The sequence below is a fragment of the Synechococcus sp. CCY 0621 genome (genome assembly GCF_019038465.1).
Classification (GTDB): domain Bacteria; phylum Cyanobacteriota; class Cyanobacteriia; order PCC-6307; family Cyanobiaceae; genus Cyanobium.
The window spans coordinates 13,121-36,325 of sequence record NZ_JAFKRH010000016.1 but is presented as its reverse complement, the minus strand read 5'-3'; the positions used below and the strand labels follow the sequence as shown (position 1 = coordinate 36,325).

The 23,205-nt window shown below is 64.1% G+C and carries 28 protein-coding genes and 1 riboswitch; of the genes, 8 read left to right on the top strand and 20 right to left on the bottom strand.

The window, feature by feature from the left end; all coding sequences use genetic code 11:
- Nucleotides 1–3 precede the first annotated feature (3 nt).
- Nucleotides 4–1,047 (top strand): hypothetical protein, encoded by a 1,044-nt coding sequence (locus KUG43_RS06665; protein WP_216907388.1) that lies wholly within the window; start codon nt 4–6, stop codon nt 1,045–1,047.
- A gap of 34 nt (nt 1,048–1,081) precedes the next feature.
- Here KUG43_RS06665 and KUG43_RS06660 read toward each other — a convergent pair whose 3' ends face one another.
- The 7 genes from KUG43_RS06660 to KUG43_RS06635 all read right to left on the bottom strand — a co-directional run bounded on the left by KUG43_RS06660 (nt 1,082) and on the right by KUG43_RS06635 (nt 6,162).
- The gene (locus KUG43_RS06660; protein ID WP_216907386.1) at nt 1,082–1,741 is read right to left on the bottom strand and encodes a hypothetical protein; all 660 of its coding nucleotides are present in this window, start codon (nt 1,739–1,741) and stop codon (nt 1,082–1,084) included.
- Nucleotides 1,742–1,861: 120 nt separating this feature from the next.
- The gene (locus KUG43_RS06655; RefSeq protein ID WP_216907384.1) at nt 1,862–2,377 is read right to left on the bottom strand and encodes a DUF4269 domain-containing protein; all 516 of its coding nucleotides are present in this window, start codon (nt 2,375–2,377) and stop codon (nt 1,862–1,864) included.
- 69 nt (nt 2,378–2,446) lie between these two features.
- Nucleotides 2,447–3,415, bottom strand: coding sequence for an alpha/beta hydrolase (locus tag KUG43_RS06650; RefSeq protein WP_286194491.1), 969 nt, complete (start codon nt 3,413–3,415; stop codon nt 2,447–2,449).
- Nucleotides 3,416–3,607: 192 nt separating this feature from the next.
- Entirely contained in the window at nt 3,608–4,024 is a 417-nt protein-coding gene (locus KUG43_RS16975) for a hypothetical protein (RefSeq protein ID WP_286194490.1), read from the bottom strand.
- A complete protein-coding gene (locus KUG43_RS16970) occupies nt 3,970–4,293 on the bottom strand; it encodes a hypothetical protein (protein ID WP_286194489.1) in 324 nt (107 codons plus the stop codon). Before KUG43_RS16970 ends, KUG43_RS16975 begins: the two co-directional genes overlap by 55 nt.
- An 87-nt stretch (nt 4,294–4,380) precedes the next feature.
- Nucleotides 4,381–4,773, bottom strand: a complete 393-nt coding sequence (locus KUG43_RS06640; RefSeq protein WP_216907382.1) for a VOC family protein — start codon at nt 4,771–4,773, stop codon at nt 4,381–4,383.
- A 456-nt stretch (nt 4,774–5,229) separates the two neighbouring features.
- Nucleotides 5,230–6,162 (bottom strand): AraC family transcriptional regulator, encoded by a 933-nt coding sequence (locus tag KUG43_RS06635; protein ID WP_216907380.1) that lies wholly within the window; start codon nt 6,160–6,162, stop codon nt 5,230–5,232.
- A gap of 166 nt (nt 6,163–6,328) precedes the next feature.
- On the opposite strand from KUG43_RS06635, the gene KUG43_RS06630 reads away from it, so the two are divergent.
- On the top strand, nt 6,329–7,063 hold the full coding sequence (locus KUG43_RS06630) for an SDR family oxidoreductase (protein WP_216907378.1): 735 nt from the start codon (nt 6,329–6,331) through the stop codon (nt 7,061–7,063).
- 21 nt (nt 7,064–7,084) lie between these two features.
- Entirely contained in the window at nt 7,085–8,023 is a 939-nt protein-coding gene (locus KUG43_RS06625) for an NmrA family NAD(P)-binding protein (RefSeq protein ID WP_216907376.1), read from the top strand.
- Between the two features lie 105 nt (nt 8,024–8,128).
- Here KUG43_RS06625 and KUG43_RS06620 read toward each other — a convergent pair whose 3' ends face one another.
- The 11 genes from KUG43_RS06620 to ruvB all read right to left on the bottom strand — a co-directional run bounded on the left by KUG43_RS06620 (nt 8,129) and on the right by ruvB (nt 16,495).
- Nucleotides 8,129–8,671: a HEPN domain-containing protein gene (locus KUG43_RS06620; RefSeq protein WP_216907375.1), complete on the bottom strand. Its 543-nt coding sequence runs from the start codon at nt 8,669–8,671 to the stop codon at nt 8,129–8,131.
- Nucleotides 8,672–8,861: 190 nt separating this feature from the next.
- On the bottom strand, nt 8,862–9,722 hold the full coding sequence (locus tag KUG43_RS17450) for an MBL fold metallo-hydrolase (RefSeq protein ID WP_502988586.1): 861 nt from the start codon (nt 9,720–9,722) through the stop codon (nt 8,862–8,864).
- Complete coding sequence (locus KUG43_RS16955) at nt 9,622–9,900, bottom strand: hypothetical protein (RefSeq protein WP_286194488.1); 279 nt, start codon at nt 9,898–9,900, stop codon at nt 9,622–9,624. Before KUG43_RS16955 ends, KUG43_RS17450 begins: the two co-directional genes overlap by 101 nt.
- 12 nt (nt 9,901–9,912) lie before the next feature.
- On the bottom strand, nt 9,913–10,335 hold the full coding sequence (locus tag KUG43_RS06610) for a DUF6691 family protein (RefSeq protein WP_216907373.1): 423 nt from the start codon (nt 10,333–10,335) through the stop codon (nt 9,913–9,915).
- Complete coding sequence (locus tag KUG43_RS06605) at nt 10,332–10,781, bottom strand: YeeE/YedE family protein (RefSeq protein WP_216907371.1); 450 nt, start codon at nt 10,779–10,781, stop codon at nt 10,332–10,334. Before KUG43_RS06605 ends, KUG43_RS06610 begins: the two co-directional genes overlap by 4 nt.
- A gap of 56 nt (nt 10,782–10,837) precedes the next feature.
- Nucleotides 10,838–12,226: a phosphomethylpyrimidine synthase ThiC gene (gene thiC, locus KUG43_RS06600; RefSeq protein ID WP_216907369.1), complete on the bottom strand. Its 1,389-nt coding sequence runs from the start codon at nt 12,224–12,226 to the stop codon at nt 10,838–10,840.
- 44 nt (nt 12,227–12,270) lie between these two features.
- Nucleotides 12,271–12,387, bottom strand: a riboswitch (TPP riboswitch).
- Between the two features lie 114 nt (nt 12,388–12,501).
- Nucleotides 12,502–13,110, bottom strand: coding sequence for a HEAT repeat domain-containing protein (locus KUG43_RS06595; protein ID WP_216907367.1), 609 nt, complete (start codon nt 13,108–13,110; stop codon nt 12,502–12,504).
- Nucleotides 13,111–13,142: 32 nt separating this feature from the next.
- The gene (locus KUG43_RS06590) at nt 13,143–13,370 is read right to left on the bottom strand and encodes a DUF3188 domain-containing protein (protein ID WP_216907365.1); all 228 of its coding nucleotides are present in this window, start codon (nt 13,368–13,370) and stop codon (nt 13,143–13,145) included.
- Complete coding sequence (locus tag KUG43_RS06585) at nt 13,367–14,563, bottom strand: amidohydrolase (protein ID WP_286194487.1); 1,197 nt, start codon at nt 14,561–14,563, stop codon at nt 13,367–13,369. Before KUG43_RS06585 ends, KUG43_RS06590 begins: the two co-directional genes overlap by 4 nt.
- 46 nt (nt 14,564–14,609) lie before the next feature.
- The gene (locus tag KUG43_RS06580) at nt 14,610–15,416 is read right to left on the bottom strand and encodes a tetratricopeptide repeat protein (RefSeq protein ID WP_502988585.1); all 807 of its coding nucleotides are present in this window, start codon (nt 15,414–15,416) and stop codon (nt 14,610–14,612) included.
- Nucleotides 15,413–16,495 carry a Holliday junction branch migration DNA helicase RuvB gene (gene ruvB, locus KUG43_RS06575; protein WP_216907363.1) on the bottom strand — a complete coding sequence of 361 codons (1,083 nt, stop codon included), beginning with the start codon at nt 16,493–16,495 and terminating at the stop codon, nt 15,413–15,415. The genes KUG43_RS06580 and ruvB overlap by 4 nt, the downstream gene beginning before the upstream one ends.
- A 62-nt stretch (nt 16,496–16,557) precedes the next feature.
- Between ruvB and smpB the strand changes: the two genes are divergently transcribed.
- Entirely contained in the window at nt 16,558–17,058 is a 501-nt protein-coding gene (gene smpB, locus KUG43_RS06570; protein ID WP_216907361.1) for an SsrA-binding protein SmpB, read from the top strand.
- Between the two features lie 9 nt (nt 17,059–17,067).
- Here the strand turns inward: smpB and KUG43_RS06565 are convergent, their stop codons facing one another.
- Nucleotides 17,068–19,182 carry a serine/threonine protein kinase gene (locus KUG43_RS06565; RefSeq protein ID WP_216907359.1) on the bottom strand — a complete coding sequence of 705 codons (2,115 nt, stop codon included), beginning with the start codon at nt 19,180–19,182 and terminating at the stop codon, nt 17,068–17,070.
- Entirely contained in the window at nt 19,179–20,225 is a 1,047-nt protein-coding gene (locus KUG43_RS06560) for a cysteine synthase A (RefSeq protein ID WP_502988584.1), read from the bottom strand. The genes KUG43_RS06565 and KUG43_RS06560 overlap by 4 nt, the downstream gene beginning before the upstream one ends.
- A 60-nt stretch (nt 20,226–20,285) precedes the next feature.
- Between KUG43_RS06560 and egtB the strand changes: the two genes are divergently transcribed.
- Genes egtB through KUG43_RS06540 form a run of 4 tightly spaced genes read left to right on the top strand, consistent with a single transcriptional unit; the run spans nt 20,286 to nt 23,201 of the window.
- Nucleotides 20,286–21,524 carry an ergothioneine biosynthesis protein EgtB gene (gene egtB / locus KUG43_RS06555; RefSeq protein WP_216907357.1) on the top strand — a complete coding sequence of 413 codons (1,239 nt, stop codon included), beginning with the start codon at nt 20,286–20,288 and terminating at the stop codon, nt 21,522–21,524.
- Nucleotides 21,518–22,489 (top strand): L-histidine N(alpha)-methyltransferase, encoded by a 972-nt coding sequence (gene egtD, locus KUG43_RS06550; RefSeq protein ID WP_216907355.1) that lies wholly within the window; start codon nt 21,518–21,520, stop codon nt 22,487–22,489. Before egtB ends, egtD begins: the two co-directional genes overlap by 7 nt.
- The gene (locus tag KUG43_RS06545; RefSeq protein ID WP_216907353.1) at nt 22,486–22,722 is read left to right on the top strand and encodes a hercynine metabolism small protein; all 237 of its coding nucleotides are present in this window, start codon (nt 22,486–22,488) and stop codon (nt 22,720–22,722) included. The genes egtD and KUG43_RS06545 overlap by 4 nt, the downstream gene beginning before the upstream one ends.
- Nucleotides 22,719–23,201: a hercynine metabolism protein gene (locus tag KUG43_RS06540; protein WP_216907352.1), complete on the top strand. Its 483-nt coding sequence runs from the start codon at nt 22,719–22,721 to the stop codon at nt 23,199–23,201. Before KUG43_RS06545 ends, KUG43_RS06540 begins: the two co-directional genes overlap by 4 nt.
- Nucleotides 23,202–23,205 lie beyond the last annotated feature (4 nt).

Below are 23,205 nucleotides of genomic sequence, written 5' to 3'. Positions count from 1 at the left end.
ACGATGCGCGACCTTTTGACGGCCAAAGAGACGGCCCGGATTCTCGGAAAACGGATCGACAGCCTCTACAACATCGTTGACGCGTTCGATGCCAAGGCCGACGACGAATGGGAGCTGGTGGAGGGCGAGCATTTCGAGTACGCCGGCCCAGCGGTGGCCGGCGCCAGTGGGCGGCGCCCCCGGCGCTTCAGCGAGGAGGGCGTGGAGGCCCTAGCCCGCTACATCGAAGCCACCGAGAAAACGGGCTTGCTTGGCAAGATCCGCGAGCGACTGTTCAACGTGAAGCAGAAGCGCAAGCAGCTGCTGGTGTCACGCCGGATCACCCAGGAGTTCATCGAAGCCGGCGGCACCCTGGAGATCCGTGGCGATCTGGCCTTCGTGAGCCGCAAAACCACCGTGGGGATCCTGCAGACCAACTACCTGGGGCTGAACAACTCCTGGAACCGGCTGCGCACCGCCGGCACGGAGGAGGGGGAGGAAGCCCTGGAGCTCAACAAGGACTTCCTGGAGAGCGAGGAGCGGCAGCTGCTGATCAGCCAGCGGGGCATCGCCCGCGTGGCCCGCGATATGCGGGTGAACAGCCGGATCACCAAGACGCGCCAGGCCTGGATCGAAGCCGTGGGCGATGTCGTGGAAGCCTGCTTCAACTCCGAAATCCGCTACCTCACCGAAGGGGTGGACCGGGCCATCAAGCGCGCCAAGTCGGCCGCCGGCCACCGCTGCGAGATCACCGGCAAGAAGGCAGCGGTGCACAAGAAGATCGACCTTGACGGCCACCATCTGTTCGACCGCCGAAGCCGCCCTGACCTGGCCGACCTGCCGGAAAACATCCTGGTGTTGGTGCCCGATCTACATCGGGAGTTCCACGGCTGGAAGAGCGGCGCCTGCAGCCCCAAGGATGTGCTGGTGTTCATCGAAACCGCGCGGGGGGATCTGTTCGATCCGGTGAACTCCCGTGACATGAAACGGCTACGGGCGCTGGCCCACCGGCTGCAGCGGTTCCAGAGTGAGCGGGAGGGGCAGAAGGTGAGGTATCACCGGAGCTAACACTCCAGATCAGAAGCAGGCAGAGGCTTTACCACTAGCGGTAGCCTCCGCTCCCGTCACCTGTGTCTTGATGGTAGACACGAGCCTTCGCCCTTTGACAGTACTGACAGTAGGACTCCGAGTGGTCACACTTCATGCCTTGAACAGGATAATTAGCGTAGACCTTGATTCCAGAGGTCATGACAAAGAAGTTACGTCGCACTAGCTCGACAGCCACATTGCAGAGATCGCGAAAGTGGCAATCACTGTTTTTATGTACTTCAAGATTTAAATAGTCCTGCCCTTTGGGAATACTCTCGTACAGCACAAGAAATGCCTCAATGGTCTTGTCGCTAATTTGAGAAAAGGAGTACATGGCACCAATTAGATAACTCTCGTCATCCCAGCGGTCACGACAGATGAGAGCGAGCGCGCCTAATCCGATTCTCGAGTGGGTCTGGCGCACTGTCTCAAGTACAGCATAAAGGCAGTTTGAGTAAGTCTCATCGCTTATGATCTTGTCGATGAGTTCCTGATCTATTTCTGCCTCGGACACAAACCTTACGAAGCGACGCTGGAGGTGCTTGTCATAAAAGAGCTCAGCGAACCTAGCAATTAACTCGACCCCAGGAAGACCAGCCTCTTTGGTTAGCTCGGCAATATCACTTCCGGCTTGGGCGATCTCCTTGCCCCATTCAATTTTTTCTGAGCTCATGGTGCCTCCTGTTGCATGCGCCTAACATTGGCGATGGGCAGGCGGCAACTCGAGGCTTCCAAGACGTCGAAACGACGTGACTCCGTCGCACCATCCCCATCGCATCGTTAGGCTTCGGTTTTATTGAATCCCAGATAGTGCCAACAACTCACGGTCGTCGAATTGTTCAAGTCCTAGAATTGCCCCATAAGGCTCACCGGACAATCCAAGAGCTTTGGCAAACGCAGGTTCGGTTTTCAAGCCCGAACGTTTCAATTCCGTCACAGTTGACTTTAGGCTAGGAGACAAAGCGAGTAACCGCTGTTCAATTCGAAAATGCCGTACGCCCCACTGTTTGGCTGTCGGAATGGGTTGGCAGAAGATATCAACATCCCATCCGAGCGCTTTGAACTGAACAACAATAGATGCGTGGTCTTGAAAGATGCCATGTCGAACTTGAAAGCCATCTTGCGATTCGTATTGACGCGTTGTGAAGTCTGCAAACAGGTCAAGATCATCACAAGAGCAGGCAATGTCGATATCGCTGCTGGAAACATCAATTCCAAGCGGCAGCGTTCCGATCACTATTGGGTCGAATGAACACAGGTTGGCAAGCAGGCCAAGCCTCTCAATGGCTTGTTCGTAAGAGATTCGCATCAAAAATCTAAGTCAGGTGGGACCACGATCAAGCTCACCGAACGCAAATAGACTTTTCTACTCAAGAAGTCAATGTGGCTCGTTTCGGTGCAGCAACTGATGAGACGCCCTAAGCCTCTCTCGGGCATGAATGAATTGACTGATCCCTTCAACGAGTTCAGGCACAACTGGCAGCGTCGGGTCGGAGTAGGAAGCATTTTGCTGTTTAGGGTCTAATGAAACAGCCTTTAAGACGTGATTCATCCCTTCAATCATTCTAAGCTCCGCATCAGGCTTGGCCGTTTTCAGGGCTTTTGCCTCACTGACAGGCACTTGGATATCTGTGGTTCCTTGAACAATGAGAGCAGGAATCGTGAGGTGCATAATCTCCTGGGCAGGGGTGTAACGGAACCAAGACATGAGATAAGGCTGGACGCTCGCTCTGAAGAGCATGTGTAATTCCGGTGGAGCGGAGATCACAGGGTTACCTTGCTCTAGGGAAACAAGAATCTGCTCGCTCTGTTGCCATAATGACTCTGGCAATCTCGATTGTAGTTGTTTTCGTAGAATTGCTGATGCCGATTGGGCGGGGCCGGCGATGGAGACAAACGCATCTGCTTCCGCTTTGTAGGTCGCCAGCATTCCAATCAGAGAACCTTCACTGTGACCAATTACGGTGACGCCTGAGAAACGAGGATCTACCTGGAGTTGTTGAATCCAGAGTGCTGCATCTTCAGCATAGGTATCAAAACGCAAATCAACTTCTTCAGGCCCTGCGGATGAGCTTTCTCCAATACCACGCTTGTCATAGCGTATCGAGGCAATGCCGTGATCGGCTAATCCTTCAGCTAGTTGCTTGAGGCTGTTATTCTCGCCAGCTAGAGGCCCGTTCCCATTGCGATCAGTCGGACCTGAACCCGCGATGATCAGCACGACTGGTGTTGGCAGATGAGAGGTTGGAATGATCTGTGTGCCATGGAGAGTGCCTGTGGATGTAATCAGGTGAACTCCGGCAGGCGTTGAGGGGTTTGTCATTGAGCCTCCATCATCAGGAATCAAGGCAGAGCCAGCAGCCAGCGATGAAACCTACGGAATGACGAGAACTGAGGGGCATAAAGTGAAGTGCGTTGAATTGATTCCGAACATACTCAGATCTGAAAAGATAAAGGCGACTAACGCTCAAGATCATCGGCTGACAGTGGCCTTAGCCAAGGATCAAGCACCGTTGAAGCCTTGCGTTGAATCTTGATGCTAGCTATCAGCGCGTTGAATCCGCAGCATTTCACATGCGCCTCTCTGGAATTCGTAGTTCACCCGCTGAATCGATACATTATGCCCAGCTGTACGCAGCATCTCGACACTCCCTTCCAGATAGGGCGAACGCGCACCGCCCAAGGCAAGAGGTGGAAACACCCTGACTTCTTTGGCAACTCGGCATAGCTCCAGCAGTGAGGCATGATGAAACTCTTCGTCCAGCTGTTGGCTATACAAGAAGAGAAGATGCGAGCAGAGGGCCAGGTCGAAATCGCCGGTAGGGAAGGGCAGAAAAGGTAAAGCCGCATTCATGTACCTACCCTCCATGAGGCCGGCAGGATAGTCAGCCAAGAACGCATTCATGGCGGCCATGCGCACCTTGCCAAGCTCATCGTCCGATGTGATGGCTTCCAAACGAACTCCTCCTGGTTTTGCCTCGTCTGATCAATCACTTGCTCATAGGTAGCGGCAATACGAGCTTCAATATCGGCATTGCTGAACTCATAGAGTGGATCGCATGAAACAACCTTGGCTCCTCTTCTTGTTGCTTCTGCATTGAAGCCTGCAGGTCCATCCCCACAGCCAAGGATTCGGCCTGCCATATCGGCCTCGGCCAGTAAGAACATGCCAGTGTATTCCTCGAATGAACGACCCCAAGGGACAACCTTTTCAAGCGTGAACATGATGTCCTTCGCGAATGGCTAACGTTCGAGGTAAGCAGGCAGCCTGCCGTTGGTGCTCAGCTTGACCGAGGGATTAGGCCGCACCGTTCACCCGGCAACAGGAGTGCATAGTTCAATGAGCGTACCGTCTGGCGCACGGACATAGGAGACTGTCTGGCCCCACGGCTTGGCCACGGGTGCAGCCAGCTCCTTGGCTCCATGCTTGATGGCGGATCGGTGGGCCTCCTGCACGTCTTCGGTAACGAGAGCGATCTCCATGCCCAGGGGTTGCTGGGACTCGCTTGCATGCACGTGACCGACTGGAAAGTTCATTGCACCCAGTGCATGAGAGGCGAAGGCGAGGGTGGTTTCTCCTGTCTTGAGCTCGCCGTAGTCACCTGAGTCGTGAAAGAACCTCCGCTCGAGGTCGAAGGCCCGCTCGTAGAACTGAAGCGAGTCCGCAACGCGGGGGACGTAGACGATGGTGTAGCCGAGTTTCATGGTGGGAAGAAGTGGTGTCGAGAGGGTGGCTCGTGTTGTGTGTTCTCAGCGCCGCAGGCTGAAAAGGCGTTGCTCGTACGACCCAATCCGCTGCGATGAGAGCAGAGAGTTGCTCGCCTTGGCGGCGGATGCTTTCAGCCCAGCGTGGATTGACATGGTGATAAACAGGTGCGATATGGTCATAGAAGCTTGGCATGGGCGTTGAGAGGACCAACGCCTCAAATCAGCGGCGACAGACGAACTTCAACCTAAAACTTGTACCTTTTAACCGTCCGCTACATTTGAATTGTTCGGCGGCGATCGCGTTCCTCCAACTTCAATCTAAAGCCCAAGCAGGCGTTGCTGATCTGACATATGAATTTCGTAGGGGCGGTTCGCGAGCCGCCCCTACTGCAAGAATGCTCATCCGCGAATAATATCTACATTCAGCAAAGCCCATAAGGATACAGGTTATGTTCAGGCTGTTCGTAGATGTTCAATATCTTGAATCGGCGGCGCACCGAACATCCGAGCATACTCGCGACTGAATTGCGACGGACTCTCATACCCTACCTGATAGGCAGCATTGGACGCATTAGAGTTTTCAGCAAGCATCAGACGGCGCGCCTCGAGGAGTCTCAATTGTTTTTGATATTGTAGCGGACTCATGGATGTCACGGCTTTAAAGTGATGATGAAACGAGGAAGCAGACATCCCGACTTGTCCTGCTAAATCCTCGATCCGCAATGGCTGCGTGAAATCAGCCTTGAGCTGTTTTATCACCTCAGCAATCCGCTGCATATTGCTACCCGATGTGGCAATCTGGCGAACTGCTGCGCCTTGGTCACTCATTAAAAGGCGGTAATAGAGTTCGCGAATGATTAGCGGTGCCAGGACGGGAATATCCTGTGGTGCATCCAAAAGTTTCGTCAGCCTGAGAGCACAATCGAGCAACGGCATATCAATAGTGCTGACAAATAAGCCTCTCACAGCATTTTCTTGCTGACGCTGAATCGGACTGGCTTGAATTATCAGATCACAGAGTTGATAGGGATTTAACGTCAGCTTAAATCCCAGATAAGGCTTGTCAGCAGACGCTTCTACAACAAATGCGGTTAGCGGCAGATCAACTGATACAACCAGGTATTGCGCCGCACCATACCGATAGATTTCCTCATTCAGAAACAGTTCTTTTTTACCTTGAACCAGAATTGCAAAGATCGGGTCACAAACACCGCGTAGTGCAGTGGAAACTGAAGATTCTCGCTGAAATTCCAATTGATCGATCGCGGTTTGATGAAACCCATTCCCCTTGCCATCGGTATGACAAGTGATCAGGTCTGCCAATTCCTGGCACTGCTTTGTAATCTCAGCTTGATGGCTAACTGAGCGAATGAGTTGAGGTGTCATGGGATTTTACCGACTCATTAAATCACCTTCCACTCAGCATTATAGACGACCAACAAAATCCCAGCTTGGAGGATTAGGCAAGAATCCGGGAGGTCTATGTATTTAGCTTTCTTGCCTTTGCCTTTACTGTTAATCTATACAAACTCATCATTCAGGAAAAGTGACTATGTTGAACGTTGAAAAGAAAGTTGTCGTCATTACCGGAGCCAGTAGTGGAATTGGTGAAGCAACTGCTCGATTGCTGGCTCAAAATGGCGCAAACGTTGTTCTAGGAGCGCGACGGGCAGAGAAGCTCGGTAAGATTGTCAAGGAAATTCGTGATCAGGGCAACACAGCAGGATTTAGAGCGGTGGATGTCACCAGTCGTGAGGATATGAAAGAGTTCATTCACTTTGCCAAAGATAGGTTTGGCCGTGTTGATGTGATTTTTAACAACGCAGGCGTGATGCCGCTATCACGGCTAGATGCGCTGAAAGTTGAGGAATGGGACACCATGATCAATGTCAACATTCACGGCGTATTAAATGGCATTGCAGCGGGACTGCCGATCATGGAAGCGCAAGGTGGTGGACAGTTTATCAATACTGCGTCGATCGCCGCTCATTGGGTCGGACCTACTGCTGCGGTTTATTGCGCCACAAAATACGCAGTTTGGGCAATCTCCGATGGACTGCGTCAGGAGTCAAAAAATATCCGTGTCACGCTTATCTCCCCTGGCGTAGTCGAAACTGAACTTGGCTCTGATATCACGGACAATGCCAGCAAGGGGTTTTTACAAGAACTTCGCAAGACGGCACTCACATCAGATGCGATCGGCATAGCTGTCTTATATGCGATTGCTCAACCAGCGGATGTGGATGTCAATGAAATTATTGTTCGCCCGACCGCCAGCGCATTCTAAAGCATTGCCCATTCATCCTCATTGAAAGGCACAGTTCAGCTTACAGACAAAAGGAAAATCAAAATAATGGCGAGCTATGTTGTGTTAGGAGCGACAGGACAGACCGGTGCAGTGACGGTAAATGCCCTGATGGGACAGGCAACAGTGCGGGTAGCGGTGCGGAATGAAAGCAAAGGTGCCGCTTGGAAAGCACAAAGGGCTGAGGTTGCAATTGTCGAAGATTTTGCCGATGTGGATGCCTTGGGTCGTGCTTTTGAAGGGGTGTTAGGGGCGTATGTTCTGAATCCGCCTGACTACGCCTCAGATGATTTATTCGCATGGACTGAGCAGGTGATTTCAGCGATCGTTGAAGCAGCACGACGAACACGCTTGCCGAGAATTGTTGTCCTGTCTTCCATTGGAGGCCATCTCCCGCGAGGAACTGGCAACATTCTGACCGCCTACAGGATGGAAGAGAAGCTCAAAAGCTTGCCGTCTAAGGTCGCGATTGGTTTTGTTCGGGCGGCGGGGTTTATGGAAAACTGGCGATCGCTTTTGCCGATTAAAAAACAAACGGGAAGGTTGCCATCTTTCTATGCTCCGCTAGATCGGGCCGTGCCGATGATTTCAGCGATCGACATCGGGCAGACGCGCGCGGATATGCTGATACAAACGTGGCAAAACACGCAGGTCAGGGAACTTCACGGCTTACACCCTTTAAGCCCAAATGATGTTGCCGCCAGCTTTAGCAAAGCCTTGGAGCGGGACGTTCAAGCGATCATCCTGCCTGAGCGTGAATGGTCTTCGGTGCTGGCGCAAATGGGGAGCAGTCCTGCCACTGTCCGTTCGTATAGTGAGATGATCTGTACTTTCAACGCTGGAACGCTAGTCTTTGAGGAAAATGGGACAAACAGGATTCAAGGAAAAATCACGATCGACGATGTTGTTCATTCTTGGTTGAGCAGCAATAGTCTGAGTTAAAGCCGATAAAAGCCGCCGAACACTGCCCCTGAGTGGCAGGCAGTGAGTGTGGAACGAAGACAGGGCGCTGGTGGTGGACTGTCCACTCGAGGGGCTTGTTTGATCTCATTTTGCTACTCTCGCTCTTTCGGAGGCATTAACTAGGCCTTTTAGAAACCGGATGCCCTTTTCCAATTCTTCTCTTTTAACCTTGTGTGGTTGGGCACTAGGGTGTTCGGAAGTATTTGCTTGATGGGCCGCATCTCCTCTTTTAGCTATAAGGACATCGAGCGTCTTCTTTGCCGTAGCCGTATCGTAATTGTCCCAAGACCACTCCTTTGTAATGTCTACCTCAAAATAGTCCAAGAATAGTCGCCGAGTCCTTTCAGAATTCGGATTAAAGAAGCGCTTTAGATCTTCTTCGAGGCGCCTTCGGACAAACTTGCCAATCGGACTGCCTTCCACCGATTGCAACCATACTGAGATTTCGTCTCTTACACGGTCTTTGACGTACGTCTCCCAAGCCGCCAAAGCCATGACGAGTCCGGCACGCTTGAGAACCTCACCGTTCTGCGGATGATTTGTAGTTGCCCTCTCAGCCTCAAAGCGCATTAAGAGCTCTTCTGCGTCGCTGATGGAACGATTGAAGGCTTCTGATGCTTTTGTCATGGGTGGCTAGAAGGTCTGGCTCTTTATTGGACGGTTCCACGAACCACCCCCAGCCGGCAGGTCCATTCCAGATAAGACAACTGAGCTCACAGCAGACAGTCTCTTCATCCGTTGGCCCGCAACGGCACTCTAATCAGGAACTCCAATCCCAGCCGTTGTTATCGGGTCCGAGAACCATTTGTGTTCACGGCTACAACAGAGCGCCATGCTGTAATTCAAGCAGGATGCTCCAGCGGCAGCCCCTGCGCCTTCCAGGCCCGCAGGCCGCCGCGCAGGTTGGCCACCTGTGTGAGCCCTTTCTTCTGCAGCTGTTGGGTGGCCAGGGCGGAGCGGCTGCCGGAGTGGCAAAGCACCACCGTGGGCCGATCCGTGGGGATCTCGCCGGACGCGCCGGCAGTTCGGGCAGGGGAATCAGCAGGCTGCCCGGGATGCGACCGTCCGGGCCCTGCACCTCCGCTTCGGAGCGCACGTCCACCAGCGTCAGGGCCTCGCGGTGGTCGGCCACCCAGTCGGCCGTCAGTTCCGGCAGGCCGGCGTAACTGCGCTCGATCGGTGCCCAGTCGTCCGCCTCCTCCAGGCAGCCGTCAGCGGGCCGGCCGGAGCGCAGGTTGGCCGGCAGGGCCACGGAGATCCGGTTGGGGTGGGGGAGGTGCAGGTTCTCCATGTAGCCCACGAAGTCACGCTCGTCGGCCTCGCCCCCAAGCCGGCCGCTGTAATCGTCGGCCGGGTAGAGCAGGCAATGGTCGGGCAGGGAGAGGAGCTGCTCCGTGATCGAGTGGTAGAGGGTGGAGGCATCCCCCTGCTGAAAGTCGCAGCGGCCGCAGCCCCGCACCAGCAGGGCATCGTCGGTGAAGGCCACGCTGTGGTCATCAAGCACGACGCTGAGGCAACCGTCGGTGTGGCCGGGGGTGGCACGCACCTCCAGATAGCGGCCGCCGAAGCTCACCCGATCACCGTGGCGCAGGGGCAGGGTCACGTTCTCGGCCCCGGCGACGGCGGCCTGGGCGATGGCGCAGCCGGTGGCCCGGTGCAGTCGCCAGCTGCCGGTCACGTGGTCGGCGTGGACGCGGATGCTGCTCGTACACCGAATCGATCAGCACCCCCTGCCGGGAGGCCACATCCGCCAGCAGGTAGGTGAAGGTGCTGGTCTCGGCATCGAACAGCTGCCGCAGCAGCAGCGGAGCACCGCCGGCGGCGGCCGCCAGGGCGAAGGGAGCGTTGCAAGCCATCGCGTCGGGGCGTCAGCCCTGCAGCTTGGGGCGGCCTTCCGCCAGCACCCCCTGCAGGTAGGCGCCCACGAGCATCCCGGCCAGGCCGATCAGCACCGGCCCGTTGCCGATGCCGATGCTGGCCACCGCCGCCCCGGGGCACAGGCCGCTCAGGCCCCAGCCCATACCGAAGATCACGGCACCCGGCACGGTGCCGGCCAGCATCGGCTTCACCTCATGGGAGAAAGGCAGCCCCAGCAGCGTGGTCTGACGCAACCGCGGGGCCAGCCGGAAGCCGATCGTGGTGACCGCCAATGCCGCCGCCATCACCAGCAGCAGGCCGAGGTCGCGCAGCTGCAGGAAGCTCAGCACCACCTCCGGCCGGGCCATGCCGCTCCAGGCCAGCCCATAGCCGAACAGACCACCACCCAGCAGGATCGAGATCAGACGCTTCATGGGGTCACCCCCAGCAGCAGCACGACCCGGGCGGTGACGATGGCCACCGCCATGAACACCGCCACCGCCAGCAGGGAGGCCCTCGAGAACGAGGCGACGCCGCAGATGCCGTGGCCGGAGGTGCAGCCCGAGGAGAGCCGGGTGCCGAAGCCCACCAGCAGCCCCCCCAGCGCCAGCCGCCACCAGCCCACCGCCGTGACAAAGAAGGACTGGTGGGTCGCGGCATACAGCCAGGCGCCGAGCACCATGGCCAGGGCGAACAGCAGGCGCCAGTCGCGCGAGCTGCGCTCAGCCTTGAGCGGCGTGACGTAGGTGAGCGTGGAGCTCAGGACGGAACTCGCCCCGGCTTTGACGCCGAGGGTGAGGTACATGACCATCAGTCCCAGTCCGAGGAACAGCCCCCCGTACAGATAGGACGTGACGCCATTGGGGAAGGGGAAGCCCAATCGATGCGGTCAACAACGACAGTTAGACCATAAATACATCGAAGACAGCGGGCAACTCACACCCCCAGCGGTTCCCCCTGGGCCTTCTTCTGTTCGGCCAGCACCTGCTCCAGACCCTCGATGTCTTCGTCGGTGATCTTGGTCTGCATCGGGCAGTGCTTGGGGCCGCACATCGAGCAGAACTCGGCCTGCTTGTAGATGTCGGCCGGCAGGGTTTCGTCGTGGTACTCGCGCGCCCGCTCCGGATCCAGGCTCAGGTCGAACTGCTTGTTCCAGTCGAAGGCATAGCGGGCCCGGCTCAGCTCATCGTCGCGGTCGCGGGCGCCGGGACGGTGGCGGGCGATGTCGGCGGCGTGGGCGGCGATCTTGTAGGCGATCAGGCCCTCGCGCACATCTTCGGCGTTGGGCAGGCCCAGGTGCTCCTTCGGCGTCACATAGCAGAGCATCGCCGTGCCGTGCCAGCCGGCCAGGGCCGCGCCGATGGCGCTGGTGATGTGGTCGTAGCCGGGGGCGATATCCGTCACGAGGGGGCCGAGCACGTAGAAGGGCGCCTCGCTGCATTCCTCCATCTGCTTCTTGACGTTGAACTCGATCTGATCCATCGGCACATGGCCCGGACCCTCCACCATCACCTGCACGTCATGCTTCCAGGCGCGGCGGGTGAGTTCACCCAGGGTCTTCAGTTCCGCCAGCTGGGCCGCATCGGAGGCATCGTGCTGGCAGCCGGGCCGCAGCGAATCCCCCAGGGAGAAGCTGCAGTCGTAGCGCTTGAAGATCTCGCAGATGTCGTCGAAGCGGGTGAACAGCGGGTTCTGTTTGTGGTGGTAGAGCATCCACTGGGCCAGGATGCCGCCGCCGCGGCTGACGATGCCGGTGAGGCGGCCCTTCACCAGCGGCAGGTGCTCGATCAGCAGGCCCGCATGGATGGTCTGGTAGTCGACGCCTTGCTGGCAGTGCTTCTCGATGATGTGCAGGAAATCGTCGGCGTCGAGCTTCTCGATCGAGCCGTGCACGCTCTCCAGCGCCTGATACACGGGCACCGTGCCGATGGGCACCGTGGAGGCGTTGATGATCGCCGTGCGCACTTCATCGAGGTTCACGCCGCCGGTGGAGAGATCCATCACCGTGTCGGCGCCGTACTTCACCGCCAGCTTCAGCTTCTCCACCTCCTCGTTGAGATCGGAGGCATTGGGCGAGGCGCCGATGTTGGCATTCACCTTGCACCTGCTGGCAATGCCGATCGCCATCGGCTCCAGGCCAGGGTGCTCGATGTTGGCCGGGATGATCATGCGGCCCCGGGCCACCTCCTCCATCACCAGCGACTCGGGCAGGTTTTCCCTGCTGGCCACGAAGGCCATCTCCTCGGTGATCACCCCCTGGCGGGCGTAATGCAGCTGGGTGACGTTGGCTTGACCACGACGCTTCTGGATCCAGGCGCTGCGCATGACGGGCTACGGCAAAGGACGGGGGCGCGGCCTGAGACTGGTTTCACATTCCTGTTCCACTTCCCTGCGCCGGCATGACCCGGATCAGGTTCGGAGGGTGTGATCTCAGCCCTGGGCGAAGCGATCGGTGGATCCTGCGCCGGGCACCCCTAGTGACTTTTGAAACCTAGCAAGGCTGAACGGGGGTAGGGCTCCACACCAAGGAATCCCGGTTCTGTACAGGCTGTACAGAACCGGGAAACGGCGCGCCACCACCTCTCCGGGCTGATGACCCGTCAGGCCTGCAGACCATCGAGGGCCACGGCCGTCACCCGGTGGTCGCCATCAGCCTGCAGCGACGCCAGGGCCTCGCGGGCCTCGGCCGCCTCTGGCCCCCGGCCATCGCGCACCAGGCGCCCCAGGATCTCGGCCCCGCCGGCCCGCACCGTGCCGTCGCCATCGGCGATCGCCAGCCGCGCCAGCTCCAGCAGCCACGCCGCCGGCATCGCCTCCTGCTCAGCCAGGGCCGAGAGGATGCTGCAGCGCACCAGCCACTGGTCGTCGGCCACGAAGGCGTCCCGCAGCAGGGGCCAGGCCCGCTCCACCCCGTAGCTGGCCAGGGCGTTGGCGGCCTCGGCGCGCACATTGGCGTCCTCGTCCTGCCGCAGGGCCACAGCCAGCGCCTCCCAGCCCAGCTCGCTGCGCTTCACCCCCAGGCCGGCGCAGGCCAGCGAGCGGATCACGAAGGTGGTCTGCTCCAGACCCAGCAGCAGCAGCGGGATGGCCGCCTCTGCCTCCACCGCCCGCAGGCCCGCCAGGGCCGGCATCGCCCGGCTGGGGTCGCCCGAGGCGATCGCCTGCCGCGCCGCTTCCAGATCGGGGGTGGCTGCACTCACGTGGATCATGGCGGGGATCCTTCACCTTGGCGCAGCGCACTTCAGGCCTGTGGCCCCTGGCGCAGCGCCCGCAGCAACTCGGCCCGGCGGCGGCGGCGACGCAGCACGCTGGTGCCCAGCAGTCCGCAGCCGATCACCAGGGCGGGCAGGGCCGGCAGCCTGTCGGCCCCCTGGCGGGTGAGCAGCACCAGCAGGGCCAGCAGGATCAGCAGCGGTGCAGAAAGCGCCAGCAGGGCGGCCAGGAAGCGAGGGGCCCGACGGACGCTCAAACCGGCCGCTCCATCCAACGCAGCAGGCTGAGGGCCAGCACCTTGATGCCCACCTCCAGGCAGCCCTCGTCGGGATCGAAGCTGTTGCTGTGCAGGGGCGAGCAGCCGTCGGGTCCGGCCACCCCCAGGCGGAACATCGTGCCGCGGGTGTTGGCCAGCAGTTCGGCGAAGTCCTCGGCCCCCAGCGACGGCTGCTCCAGCCACTGCACCCTCGAGCGGCCCAGCAGGGCCACGGCCGCATCGGCCACCAGCTGGGTGAGCTCTGGATCGTTGTGCACCGGCGGCGAGATGCAGCGGTAATGCACCCGCGCTTCGCCGCCGTGGCCGCGGCAAAGGGCATGCACCGTGTCTTCGATCCAGCCCGGCAGCTGGGCGTGGACCTCCAGATCCAGGCAGCGGACCGTGCCCAGCAGCCGCACGTGGTCGGCGATGACGTTGAAGGCTTTGCCGCCTTCGATGAGCCCGAAGCTCACGACCACCGGATGGAGGGGATCGAGCCGGCGGCTGATCGCCTCCTGCAGGCCGCTCACCACCCGGGCGGCGATCCAGATCGCATCGGTGCTCTGGTGCGGCCGGGCGCCATGGCCCCCTTCGCCCAGCACCTCCACCTCCAGTTCCCCCGCCGCGGCCGTGAGACTGCCGCTGCGCACCCCCACCGTGCCCACCGCCAGGCTGGGGAACACGTGCACCCCGAACAGGGCCTGCACTCCGTCCATCGCACCATCGGCGCGCATCCAGGCCGCCCCCTCCGCCGTTTCCTCCGCCGGCTGGAACAGCAGCCGCACCCGGGCCGTGAGCTGGTCGGCCACGCTGGCCAGCAGCCGCGCCACCCCCAGGCCCACGGTGGTGTGGATGTCGTGGCCGCAGGCGTGCATCAGGCCCTGGCGGCTGGAGGCGTAGGCGAGCTGGGTGCGCTCCTCGATCGGCAGCGCGTCCATGTCGGCCCGCAGGGCCACCAGGGGAGCCCCCAACGGCCCCAGTTCGGCCACCACGCCGGTGCGCCCCACCGCTTCGCGCACTTCCCAGCCCAAGCGCCGCAGCTCACCGGCCACCAGGGCGGCGGTCTGCTGCTCGTGACCGCTCAGCTCGGGGTGGCGGTGGATGTGGCGCCGCAGCTGGATCAGCTCCGGCAACGCCGCCTGCAGGGTCGCGTCCATCCCGAGCGCCTCCCAGGTGGCATCAGCCGGGGCCATGGGGGGAAAGGACAACGGGGTCATGGGCGGAGGGTGCGAAGCCGTTTCAGGGGGCCAGGGCCAGGAACTGGGCCAGAGCCTGCACGGGAACGGGCGGCCAGCGCCGTATCTGCAGCAGCCATTCTTCCTGCCGGTAGCGGGGATCGAGGCCGGAAGCCGCGGCCCAGTGGCTCTCCGCCTCCCCCCGGGCGCCCTTTTGCCAGAGCAGCGCCGTGAGGCCAGCGCGGGCATCGGCGAACAGGGGGTAGCGGCGGATCAGGTCGCGCAGCTGCTTCTCCGCCGCCGTGGTGTCGCCCAGCTGGAAGGCGGCGAGGGCGGCGCTGGAGCGGGCCATGGCGAACCCCGGCCGGGCGGCGGCGGCCGCCTCGAAGCATTGGCGGGCCGCCGGCCAGTCGTCCTGGGAGCCCTCCACGTTGCCCAGGTTGTAAAGGGCGGAGGCATCCTTCGGATCCCGCTCCAGGATCCAGCGGTAGTCGGCCGCGGCGGCCGGCCATTGGCCCAGGGCCTCCTCGGCGGTGCCGCGGTTGAGGTGGGGGTCGGCACTGCCGGGCTCCAGCTCGATGGCCCGGTCCTGGTCGGTGATCGCCGCCCGGGCGTCCCCCAGGGCCAGCTGCACGTTGCCCCGGTTGCTCCAGGCCGAGGCGTCCTGCGGCGCCAGTTCCACCACCTGGTCCCACAGGGGCAGGGCCTCGCCGAAACGCCCCTCACGGCTGGCGGCCAGGGCCCGATCGAACAGCGCCGGCAACGATGGTGGCCTGGGGACCGCCTCGGCCCACCCCGCCGGCGCCCAGGCCAGGAGCCCCGCCAGCAGCAGGGCCAGCACCGACAGAACCGCCCCCTTTCGGTGCCTCACGCCGCCACCGCAGCGGGACCATCGAGGTGGGCGCGGCCGGCGGCCGTGACGATCCGTCCCCGGGGTGTGCGCTGCAGGAACCCGAGTTGCAACAGGTAGGGCTCCACCACCGCTTCCAGGGTGGCGGGATCCTCCCCCAGGCCAGCGGCCAGGGTCTCGAGTCCCACCGGGCCGCCGCCGTAGGCCTCGAGCATCAGCTGCAGCAGGCGGCGGTCGCTGGCATCCAGGCCGCGGCCATCCACCCGGTGCAGGGAGAGGGCCGCATCCACCAGCGCCGCATCGATCTGGCCGTGCCCCCCCACCGCCGCCACGTCCCGCACCCGCCGCAACAAGCGGTTGGCGATGCGAGGCGTGCCCCGGCAACGGCGGGCCACCTCCTGGGCGGCGCAGGGCCGCAGGGGCAGCTGCAGCAGGCCGGCGGCCCGCACCACGATCGCTTCGAGGTCGTCGAGGCCATAGAACTCCAGCCGCTGGATCAGGCCGAAGCGATCCCGCAGCGGCGAGCTGAGCGAACCGGCGCGGGTGGTGGCCCCCACCAGGGTGAAGGGGGCCACCTCCAGGCTGCGGGTGCGGGCCGTGGTGCCCTTGCCCACGGTGAGATCGAGGCGGAAGTCTTCCATGGCGGGATAGAGGATCTCCTCAGCCACCCGGTTCAGCCGGTGGATCTCATCGATGAACAGCACCTCGCGGGGCTGCAGGTTCACCAGCAGGCCGACGATGTCGCGCGGGCGTTCCAGGGCCGGCGCACTGGTGATGCGGCAGCGCACCCCCAGCTCCTCCGCCAGCACCAGGGCCATGGTGGTCTTGCCGAGGCCGGGGGGGCCATAGAGCAGCACATGGTCGAGGGCCTCCTGGCGGCTGCGGGTGGCCTCCACGGCGATGCGCAGCACCTGCTTGAGCTCGCTCTGGCCGATGTAGTCCGCCAGGCGCCGGGGCCGCAGCCCGTCCTCCCGGACCACCGGCTCCTCCTCGGGCCGGGCGGTGGGGTCAACGAGGCGCTCCGAGGCGGCTGGGCTGGCTTTGCCCCCGCCCGCTCCCGGGGCACGCCCGGCCGGTCCCCCCGAAGAGATGATCGCCATAGCTGGAGGGTACCGGCTGCTGCCTAGGGTCGGGGAGCACCCAGGTGATCCGGGACGAAACGATGGCGAAGGGGCCTGGCAGGAAGGGCGGTGGCGCCAAAAGCGCCGACCCGGCCAACCGGCTGCTGGCCGACAACCGCCTGGCCAGACACCAGTACGAGATCCTCGAAACCCTCGAGACCGGCATCGAACTGCTCGGCACCGAGGTGAAGTCGATCCGGGCCGGCCAGGTGAACCTCCGCGACGGCTTCTGCCTGATCCGCAATGGCGAGATGCAGCTCCACAACGTCCACATCTCCCCCCACAGCCACGCCGGCAAGTTTTTCAACCACGAGCCGCTGCGGGTGCGCAAGCTGCTGGCCCATCGGCGCGAGATCGACAAGCTGCGCGTCTCCCTCGACCAGAAGGGCCTCACCCTGATTCCGCTCAACCTGCACCTCAAGGGCTCCTGGATCAAGATCACCATCGGCCTGGGCAAGGGCCGCAAGCTGCACGACAAGCGCCAGGACGAAAAGAACAAGCAGATCGCCAAGGAAACCCGGGCCGCCGTCGCCCGGCTCTGAGCGGCGCCCTCAGGGGTTGGCGGGTTCCACCGGCGGCGGCGGTGTGGGGGCCGCTGGGCTGGCGGGCGTCTGGCCGGCGCCAGGTGTGGCCGGTGCCGGCACGGGCGGCGTTTCCGGTGTCTCCTCGGGAGCCGGTGGGGCGTCCGGGGCCGGTGGGGGCGTGGGCGCCGGAGGATCGGCCCGCAGCGACAGCCGGATCAGGGCCGGTGCGACACCGTCGTTGGTGAGCAGCAGCTGCACCGGCGAGCTCTTCTGGGAGCCCAGGGTCAGCACCCGCAGTGGTCCCCTGGCCTCCAACGGGGTGCCCTCAGCGGAGAAGACGCTCATCTGCAGCAGGGGGGAGCCGTTGACCCCGAGGGCCAGGCCATGGCCGGCGGGAAGCCGGATCGGGAACAACCGGGCGCCGCTGGCGGGCACCTCGGCGGTGAGGACCTGGGTGGCGCCGGAGGGGGCCTCGATCGGCTCGATCCTGAGGTTCTCGAGCGTCAGCTCAGCGGCGGCGTACCAGATCTGGCGGAAGGGCTCCGGCGGCATCGCCTGGGAGGCGCGGCTCGGCAGCAGGTTCTGCACACTCGCCGACACCAGCTCGCGCAGCACCGCCGGGCTCAGCCCCTGGCGCACGAAACCGGCCTGGCGGGACTCCCAGTCGGTGGCACTGAAGTTGCCCAACCGCCGCCGCAGGGGCAGGGGCAGCTGCTCCACCCGGGCCAGCCATTCCTCGGCCAGTTCGTTCCAGACCCGGCGCAGCGGGGCGTCCTCAAGCGTGTCGGAGGGGAGCCGGCCGTTGCGTTCGGGGTACTGGGCCAGCAGGGCCGCGTCCACCAGGCTGAGGAACCAGGCCCGGTCCACCTGCATCGCCCGCAGACGGTTGAGCAGCTGCTGGCGCTGATCCACCTCCGAGGGGGGCAGGCTGCTGGGCAGCTCGGGCACCCCGCCGGGGGGCGGTGTGGCCACCTTGCCGCGGCTCAGCCACCACCAGCCCACCGCCGTGCCGACCACGGCCGACAGCACAAGGGCGATCAGCACCGGCCAGAAGCCCCCTTCGGCCGCCTCTTCCCGTTCCTCGTAGCGGCGACGCAGGCTGTCGGGGCCGGCCTGGGCCGGAGGTGGCGGCGGGGGAGCCGCCATGCGGAGCGGCAGCTGGGGCTCCACCCGGGGCGATTCAGGCGGGCGGGGGGCCTCAGCAGCCACCACGTCCCGGGCGATGGCCTCCGCCGGCTCCCTCTCCGGTGGCGGTGGTGGTGGCGGGGCCGGCGCCGCCGCGGGCACCAGGATCACGGTGCGGTCGGCCCGGGGCACGGGACCCGTGCTGTCGGGCATCGCCAGGGACTGGAACGCCACCAGGGCCTGGCCGGCCGAGGCGAAACGCTCGTCGGGGTGGCGGCTCAGCAGGCGCTGCAGCTGCTGCCGCAGGTCGGGCTCAGCCTCCAGGGCCGCCGGCCAGCGCCATTGCATCGTGGTGGGGTCGAGCAGGCCCCCCGGGGCATCACCGCTCAGCAGCACCAGGGCCACCACTCCGAGGGCGTGCAGATCCATCCAGGGCTGGGCGGGCTCCCCCCTCGCCAGTTCCGGCGGGGCATAGCCCGGCGTGGCACCCAGCAGCCGCTCGCCGGCGGTGCCATTGGCGCTGCCCCGCACCAGTCCGAAATCAAGCGGCACAGGCAGGCCGTCGCTGTCGCGGCGCAGCAGGTTGGCGGGACTCAGATCCCCATGCAGCAGGTCCTGGCTGTGCAGGGCAGCGAGCACCGGCAGCAGCTGGCGCAGCAGCAGCAGCACTTCCCCCGCCCCGAACACCAGCTGGCGCTCGGCACGCAGCTCCAGCAACTGCTGGTAAGTGCGGCCCGCCTGCCACTCCCGCACCAGCCAGAGCTGGCCCTCGGCCTCGATCACGGCGCCGATGCGGGGCACCTGGGGGTGGAGCACGCCCTGCAGCCGCGACCAGAGGTCCCTGGCCCTGGCCTGGTCCTGCTCCGGTCCGACGCGGCGCAGGGCCACGGGCGCGTCGGCGGCCAGCTGGTCGCTGGCCAGCCACAACGCCCCCTGGGCCCCGCCCGTCTCCGCACCGAGACAGCGCTCCAGCCTGTAGCGGCCGCCGATCACCTGGCCCGGGGCTGCCGATGTCATGGGATCAGGGCTGCGCCGCTGCGCTGGGGTTGCTCCAGGCCGCGGCCCGCCAGCCAGTCGTGGTCGTAGAGCCGGGAGCGGTAGCGATCACCGCTGTCGCACAGCACGGTGACGATGCGATGGCCGGGCCCCAGCCGCCGGGCCGTCTCCACCGCCGCCGCCACGTTGATCCCCACCGAGCCCCCCATAAACAGGCCCTCCTGCCACAGGAGGCCATAGATCGTGCGCAGGGCCATGGGGTCGTCGATGCGCACCGCATCGTCGATCGGCGCCCCCTCCAGGTTGGCGGTGACGCGGCTGTTGCCGATGCCTTCGGTGATCGAGTTCCCCTCGCTCCTGAGAGTGCCGTCGGTGGCCCAGCTGTAGAGGGCGCTGCCGCAGGGATCGGCCAGAACGCAGCGGATCGACGGATCCTGCTCCTTGAGATACAGGGCCACCCCCGCATAGGTGCCGCCGGTGCCGGTGGCGGCCACCCAGGCATCCAGCCGCCCGCCGGTCTGCTGCCAGATCTCCGGTCCGGTGCTGCCGTAATGGGCGCGCCGGTTGGCGAGATTGTCGAACTGGTTGGCCCAGAGGGCCCCGGGCGTCTGCTCAGCAATGCGGCCGGAGAGGCGCACGTAGTTGGCCGGGTCGCTGTAGGGCACCGCCGGCACCGTGCGCACCTCGGCGCCAAGGCTGCGCAGCAGGCCGATCTTCTCCGCCGACTGGGTCTCGGGGATGACGATCAGGCAGCGGTAGCCGCGGGCATTGCAGAGGTGGGTGAGGCCGATGCCGGTGTTGCCGGCGGTGCCTTCCACCACCGTGCCCCCCGGCTGCAGCTGGCCGCTGGCCTCCGCCTCCTGCAGGATGCCCAGGGCGGCCCGGTCCTTGACCGACCCGCCGGGGTTCATGAACTCCGCCTTGCCGAGGATCTCGCAGCCGGTGAGGGCGCTGAGGGCATGGAGCCGGATCAGCGGTGTCCGGCCCACCGCGCCACTGAAACCTTCGGTGATCCCTGTGCTCATGCCATCGCTGTGGGCTCCCATGCGGCTGGCCTTCTCCATGGCTGCGTGGCCGGATCGTAGGGAACATCCCTAAGGTCGGCCCCAGAGAAGGGCAGGTCCATGGGCTCCAGGGCACACTCCCCGGCGGACAGCACCAGGCTCCTGCAACGGCTCCAGGCGGTAAGGCAGCACAGCGAGCGCCTGATCGACGGCCTCGAACCGGAGGACCTCTGCCTGCAGGGCATGGACGACGCCAGTCCGGCCAAGTGGCACCTGGGCCACACCACCTGGTTCTTCGAGACCTTCCTGCTGGAGCCCCACCTGAGCGGCCATGAAACGCCCGATCGCCGCTGGGGCCATCTGTTCAACTCCTATTACGAGGCGATCGGCAGCCGCCACCCCCGCCCCCAGCGGGGGCTGCTCACCCGCCCGGCCATCGGCGAGGTGCTCGCCTGGCGCCGGCGCGTCGATGCCGGCCTGGAGACGCTGCTGCTGGAGCTGGATCGCCAGCCCGCCGAGACGGCCGGCCCCCTGCTGGAGCTGGTGGAACTGGGGCTGCAGCACGAGCAGCAGCACCAGGAGCTGTTGCTGATGGATCTGCTCGACGGCTTCAGCCGCAACCCCCTGGAGCCCGCCTATGGCGTCGAACCCCCCGGCGCCGGGGCGCCGGGACTCGACGGCGGCTGGCGCTCCCACCCCGGCGGGCTGGTGGCGATCGGCCATGAAGGCGGCGGCTTCCACTTCGACAACGAAGCCCCCCGCCACCGCCAGTGGCTGGAGCCCTTCAGCCTCGCCGAAACCCTCGTGACCAACGAGGCCTACGCCGCCTTCATCGCCGATGACGGCTACCGGCGGCCGGAGCTGTGGATGAGCGAGGGCTGGGCGGTGGTGCAGGAGCGTGGCTGGTGCGCCCCGCGTTACTGGCGCGGCGACTGGGAATTCAGCCTGGCGGGCCGCCGGCCACGCCACCCCCAGGCGCCGGTGCGGAACCTGAGCTGGTTCGAGGCCGATGCCTTCGCCCGCTGGAGCGGCGGCCGGCTGCCCAGCGAAGCCGAATGGGAGCTGCTGGTGACGGAAGCCGCCCAACCGGGCGGCCGTCCCCTGCCCCAGGCCTTCGGGGCCCTCTGGCAGTGGACCGCCACCCCCTACCGGCCCTACCCCGGCTTCCAACCCGCCACCGGTGCGGTGGGGGAATACAACGGCAAGTTCATGACCTCCCAGTTCGTGCTCCGGGGCAGCAGCTTCCTCACCCCAGCTGGCCATGCCCGCCCCACCTACCGCAACTTCTTTGCGCCCCACTGCCGCTGGATGGCCGCCGGCCTGCGCCTGGCCCGTGACGGTGCTGCCGAGCCATGCTGATCGACCTCCATCCCGAGCCGGCCGACATGGCCCGGCTGGTGATCGAGGGCATGGGCCGCCAGCCGAAGCAGCTGCCGGCCTGGTTGCTGTACGACGCCGAGGGGTCGCGGCTGTTCGAGGCCATCTGCGAGCAACCGGAATACGGCCTCACCCGCACCGAGACGGCCCTGCTGGAGGCGCGGGCGGCCGAGCTGGCCGCCGCCCTCGGGCCCGGGGTGGTGGTGGAGTTCGGGGCCGGCAGCGCCCGCAAGGTGAGCCCCCTGCTCAGCGCCCTGCAGCCGGCGGCCTACGTGGCCCTCGACATCAGCGCCGACCACCTGGCCCCCGCCTGCCAGGCGCTGCAGCAACGCCACCCCGACCTGCCGGTGCTGGGCATCTGCTGCGACTACAGCCTCCTGGAGCAGCTGCCGGATCACCCCGCCCTGGAGGGTCACGGGCTGCTGGGCTTCTACCCAGGCAGTTCGATCGGCAACTTCGATCCCGCCGGCGCCCAGGCACTGCTGCGCCAGTTCCGCCGGCTGCTGGGGGCCGAAAGCCGACTGCTGATCGGCATCGACCAGCCCAAGGCGGTGCAGCGGCTCGAGGCGGCCTACAACGACGCGGCCGGCTGGTCGGAGGCCTTCGCCCGCAACCTGCTCACCCGCCTCAACCGCGATCTGGACGGTGACTTCCAGGCGACGGACTTCGCGTACCGGGCCTGGTGGGACGCCGATCAGGGCCGCATCGCCATGGCCCTGGTGAGCCAGCGGGCGCTGGAGGTGCGCCTGGCGGGCCGCTGCTGGCCGTTCGCGGCCGAAGAGCCGCTGATCACGGAGTACAGCTACAAGTACGGCCCCGAGGCCTTCCTCGCCCTGGCCGCCAGCGCTGGCTGGCGGGGGGCAGGCCGCTGGAGTGACCCTGACGGCGATTTCGCCCTGCATCTGCTGGTGCAGGCAGACTCGGAACAGCAGCGGAGCGATCGATGAGCAGGGAGGAGCAGCGCCAGTCCATGCGCGAGGTGCGCGAAGGGCTGATCGAGGAACTTGAGGACCTGTACCGCAAGGCCTTCGACCGCATCGGCGAGCAGGACCTGGGCGAAGGGGCCATCGCCCGACTCACCCAGTTGCTGCTGCGCTCCCGCGAGGCCGCCATCACCCCCCTGCAGGAGGAGATCGAAGCCCCCCTGATCACCCGCGCCCCCGGCGAACCCCTGCCATGAGCAGCTGGCTGGAGGAACTGGAGGCGCGGCTGGATCAGCAGCTGGAAGGCTTCCTGCGCACCAATCCCCAGCAGGAGGAGCTGCTGCGGGGCCAGGCCGCCCGCGACCGGCAGCGACAGTTGCTGGCTGAACGGCTGCGCCTGCGGCAGCAGGCTGAGGAGCAGCGAAAGCAGCTGCTGAAGCTGGCCGAGGAGATTCGCCAGTGGCAGGGGCGGATCGGCCGGGCCCGAACCGCCGGGGCCGGGGAGCTGGCCGGCCGCGCCGAAGCCCATGTGGTGGGCCTGATGGACCAGGGGCGCCAACGCTGGCAGGCCCTCAGCGACCTGGGCCAGCGCTTCGCCAGTGTCGAGCAGGAGCTGGCCGAACTCACCAGCCAACGCAGCACCGGCCCAGCCGCCACCCCCGATCTGGAGGCCGACTGGGCCCGGTTCGAGGCCCAGCAGGAGCTGCAGGAGCTGAAGCGGCGCCAGCAGCGCTGAGCTG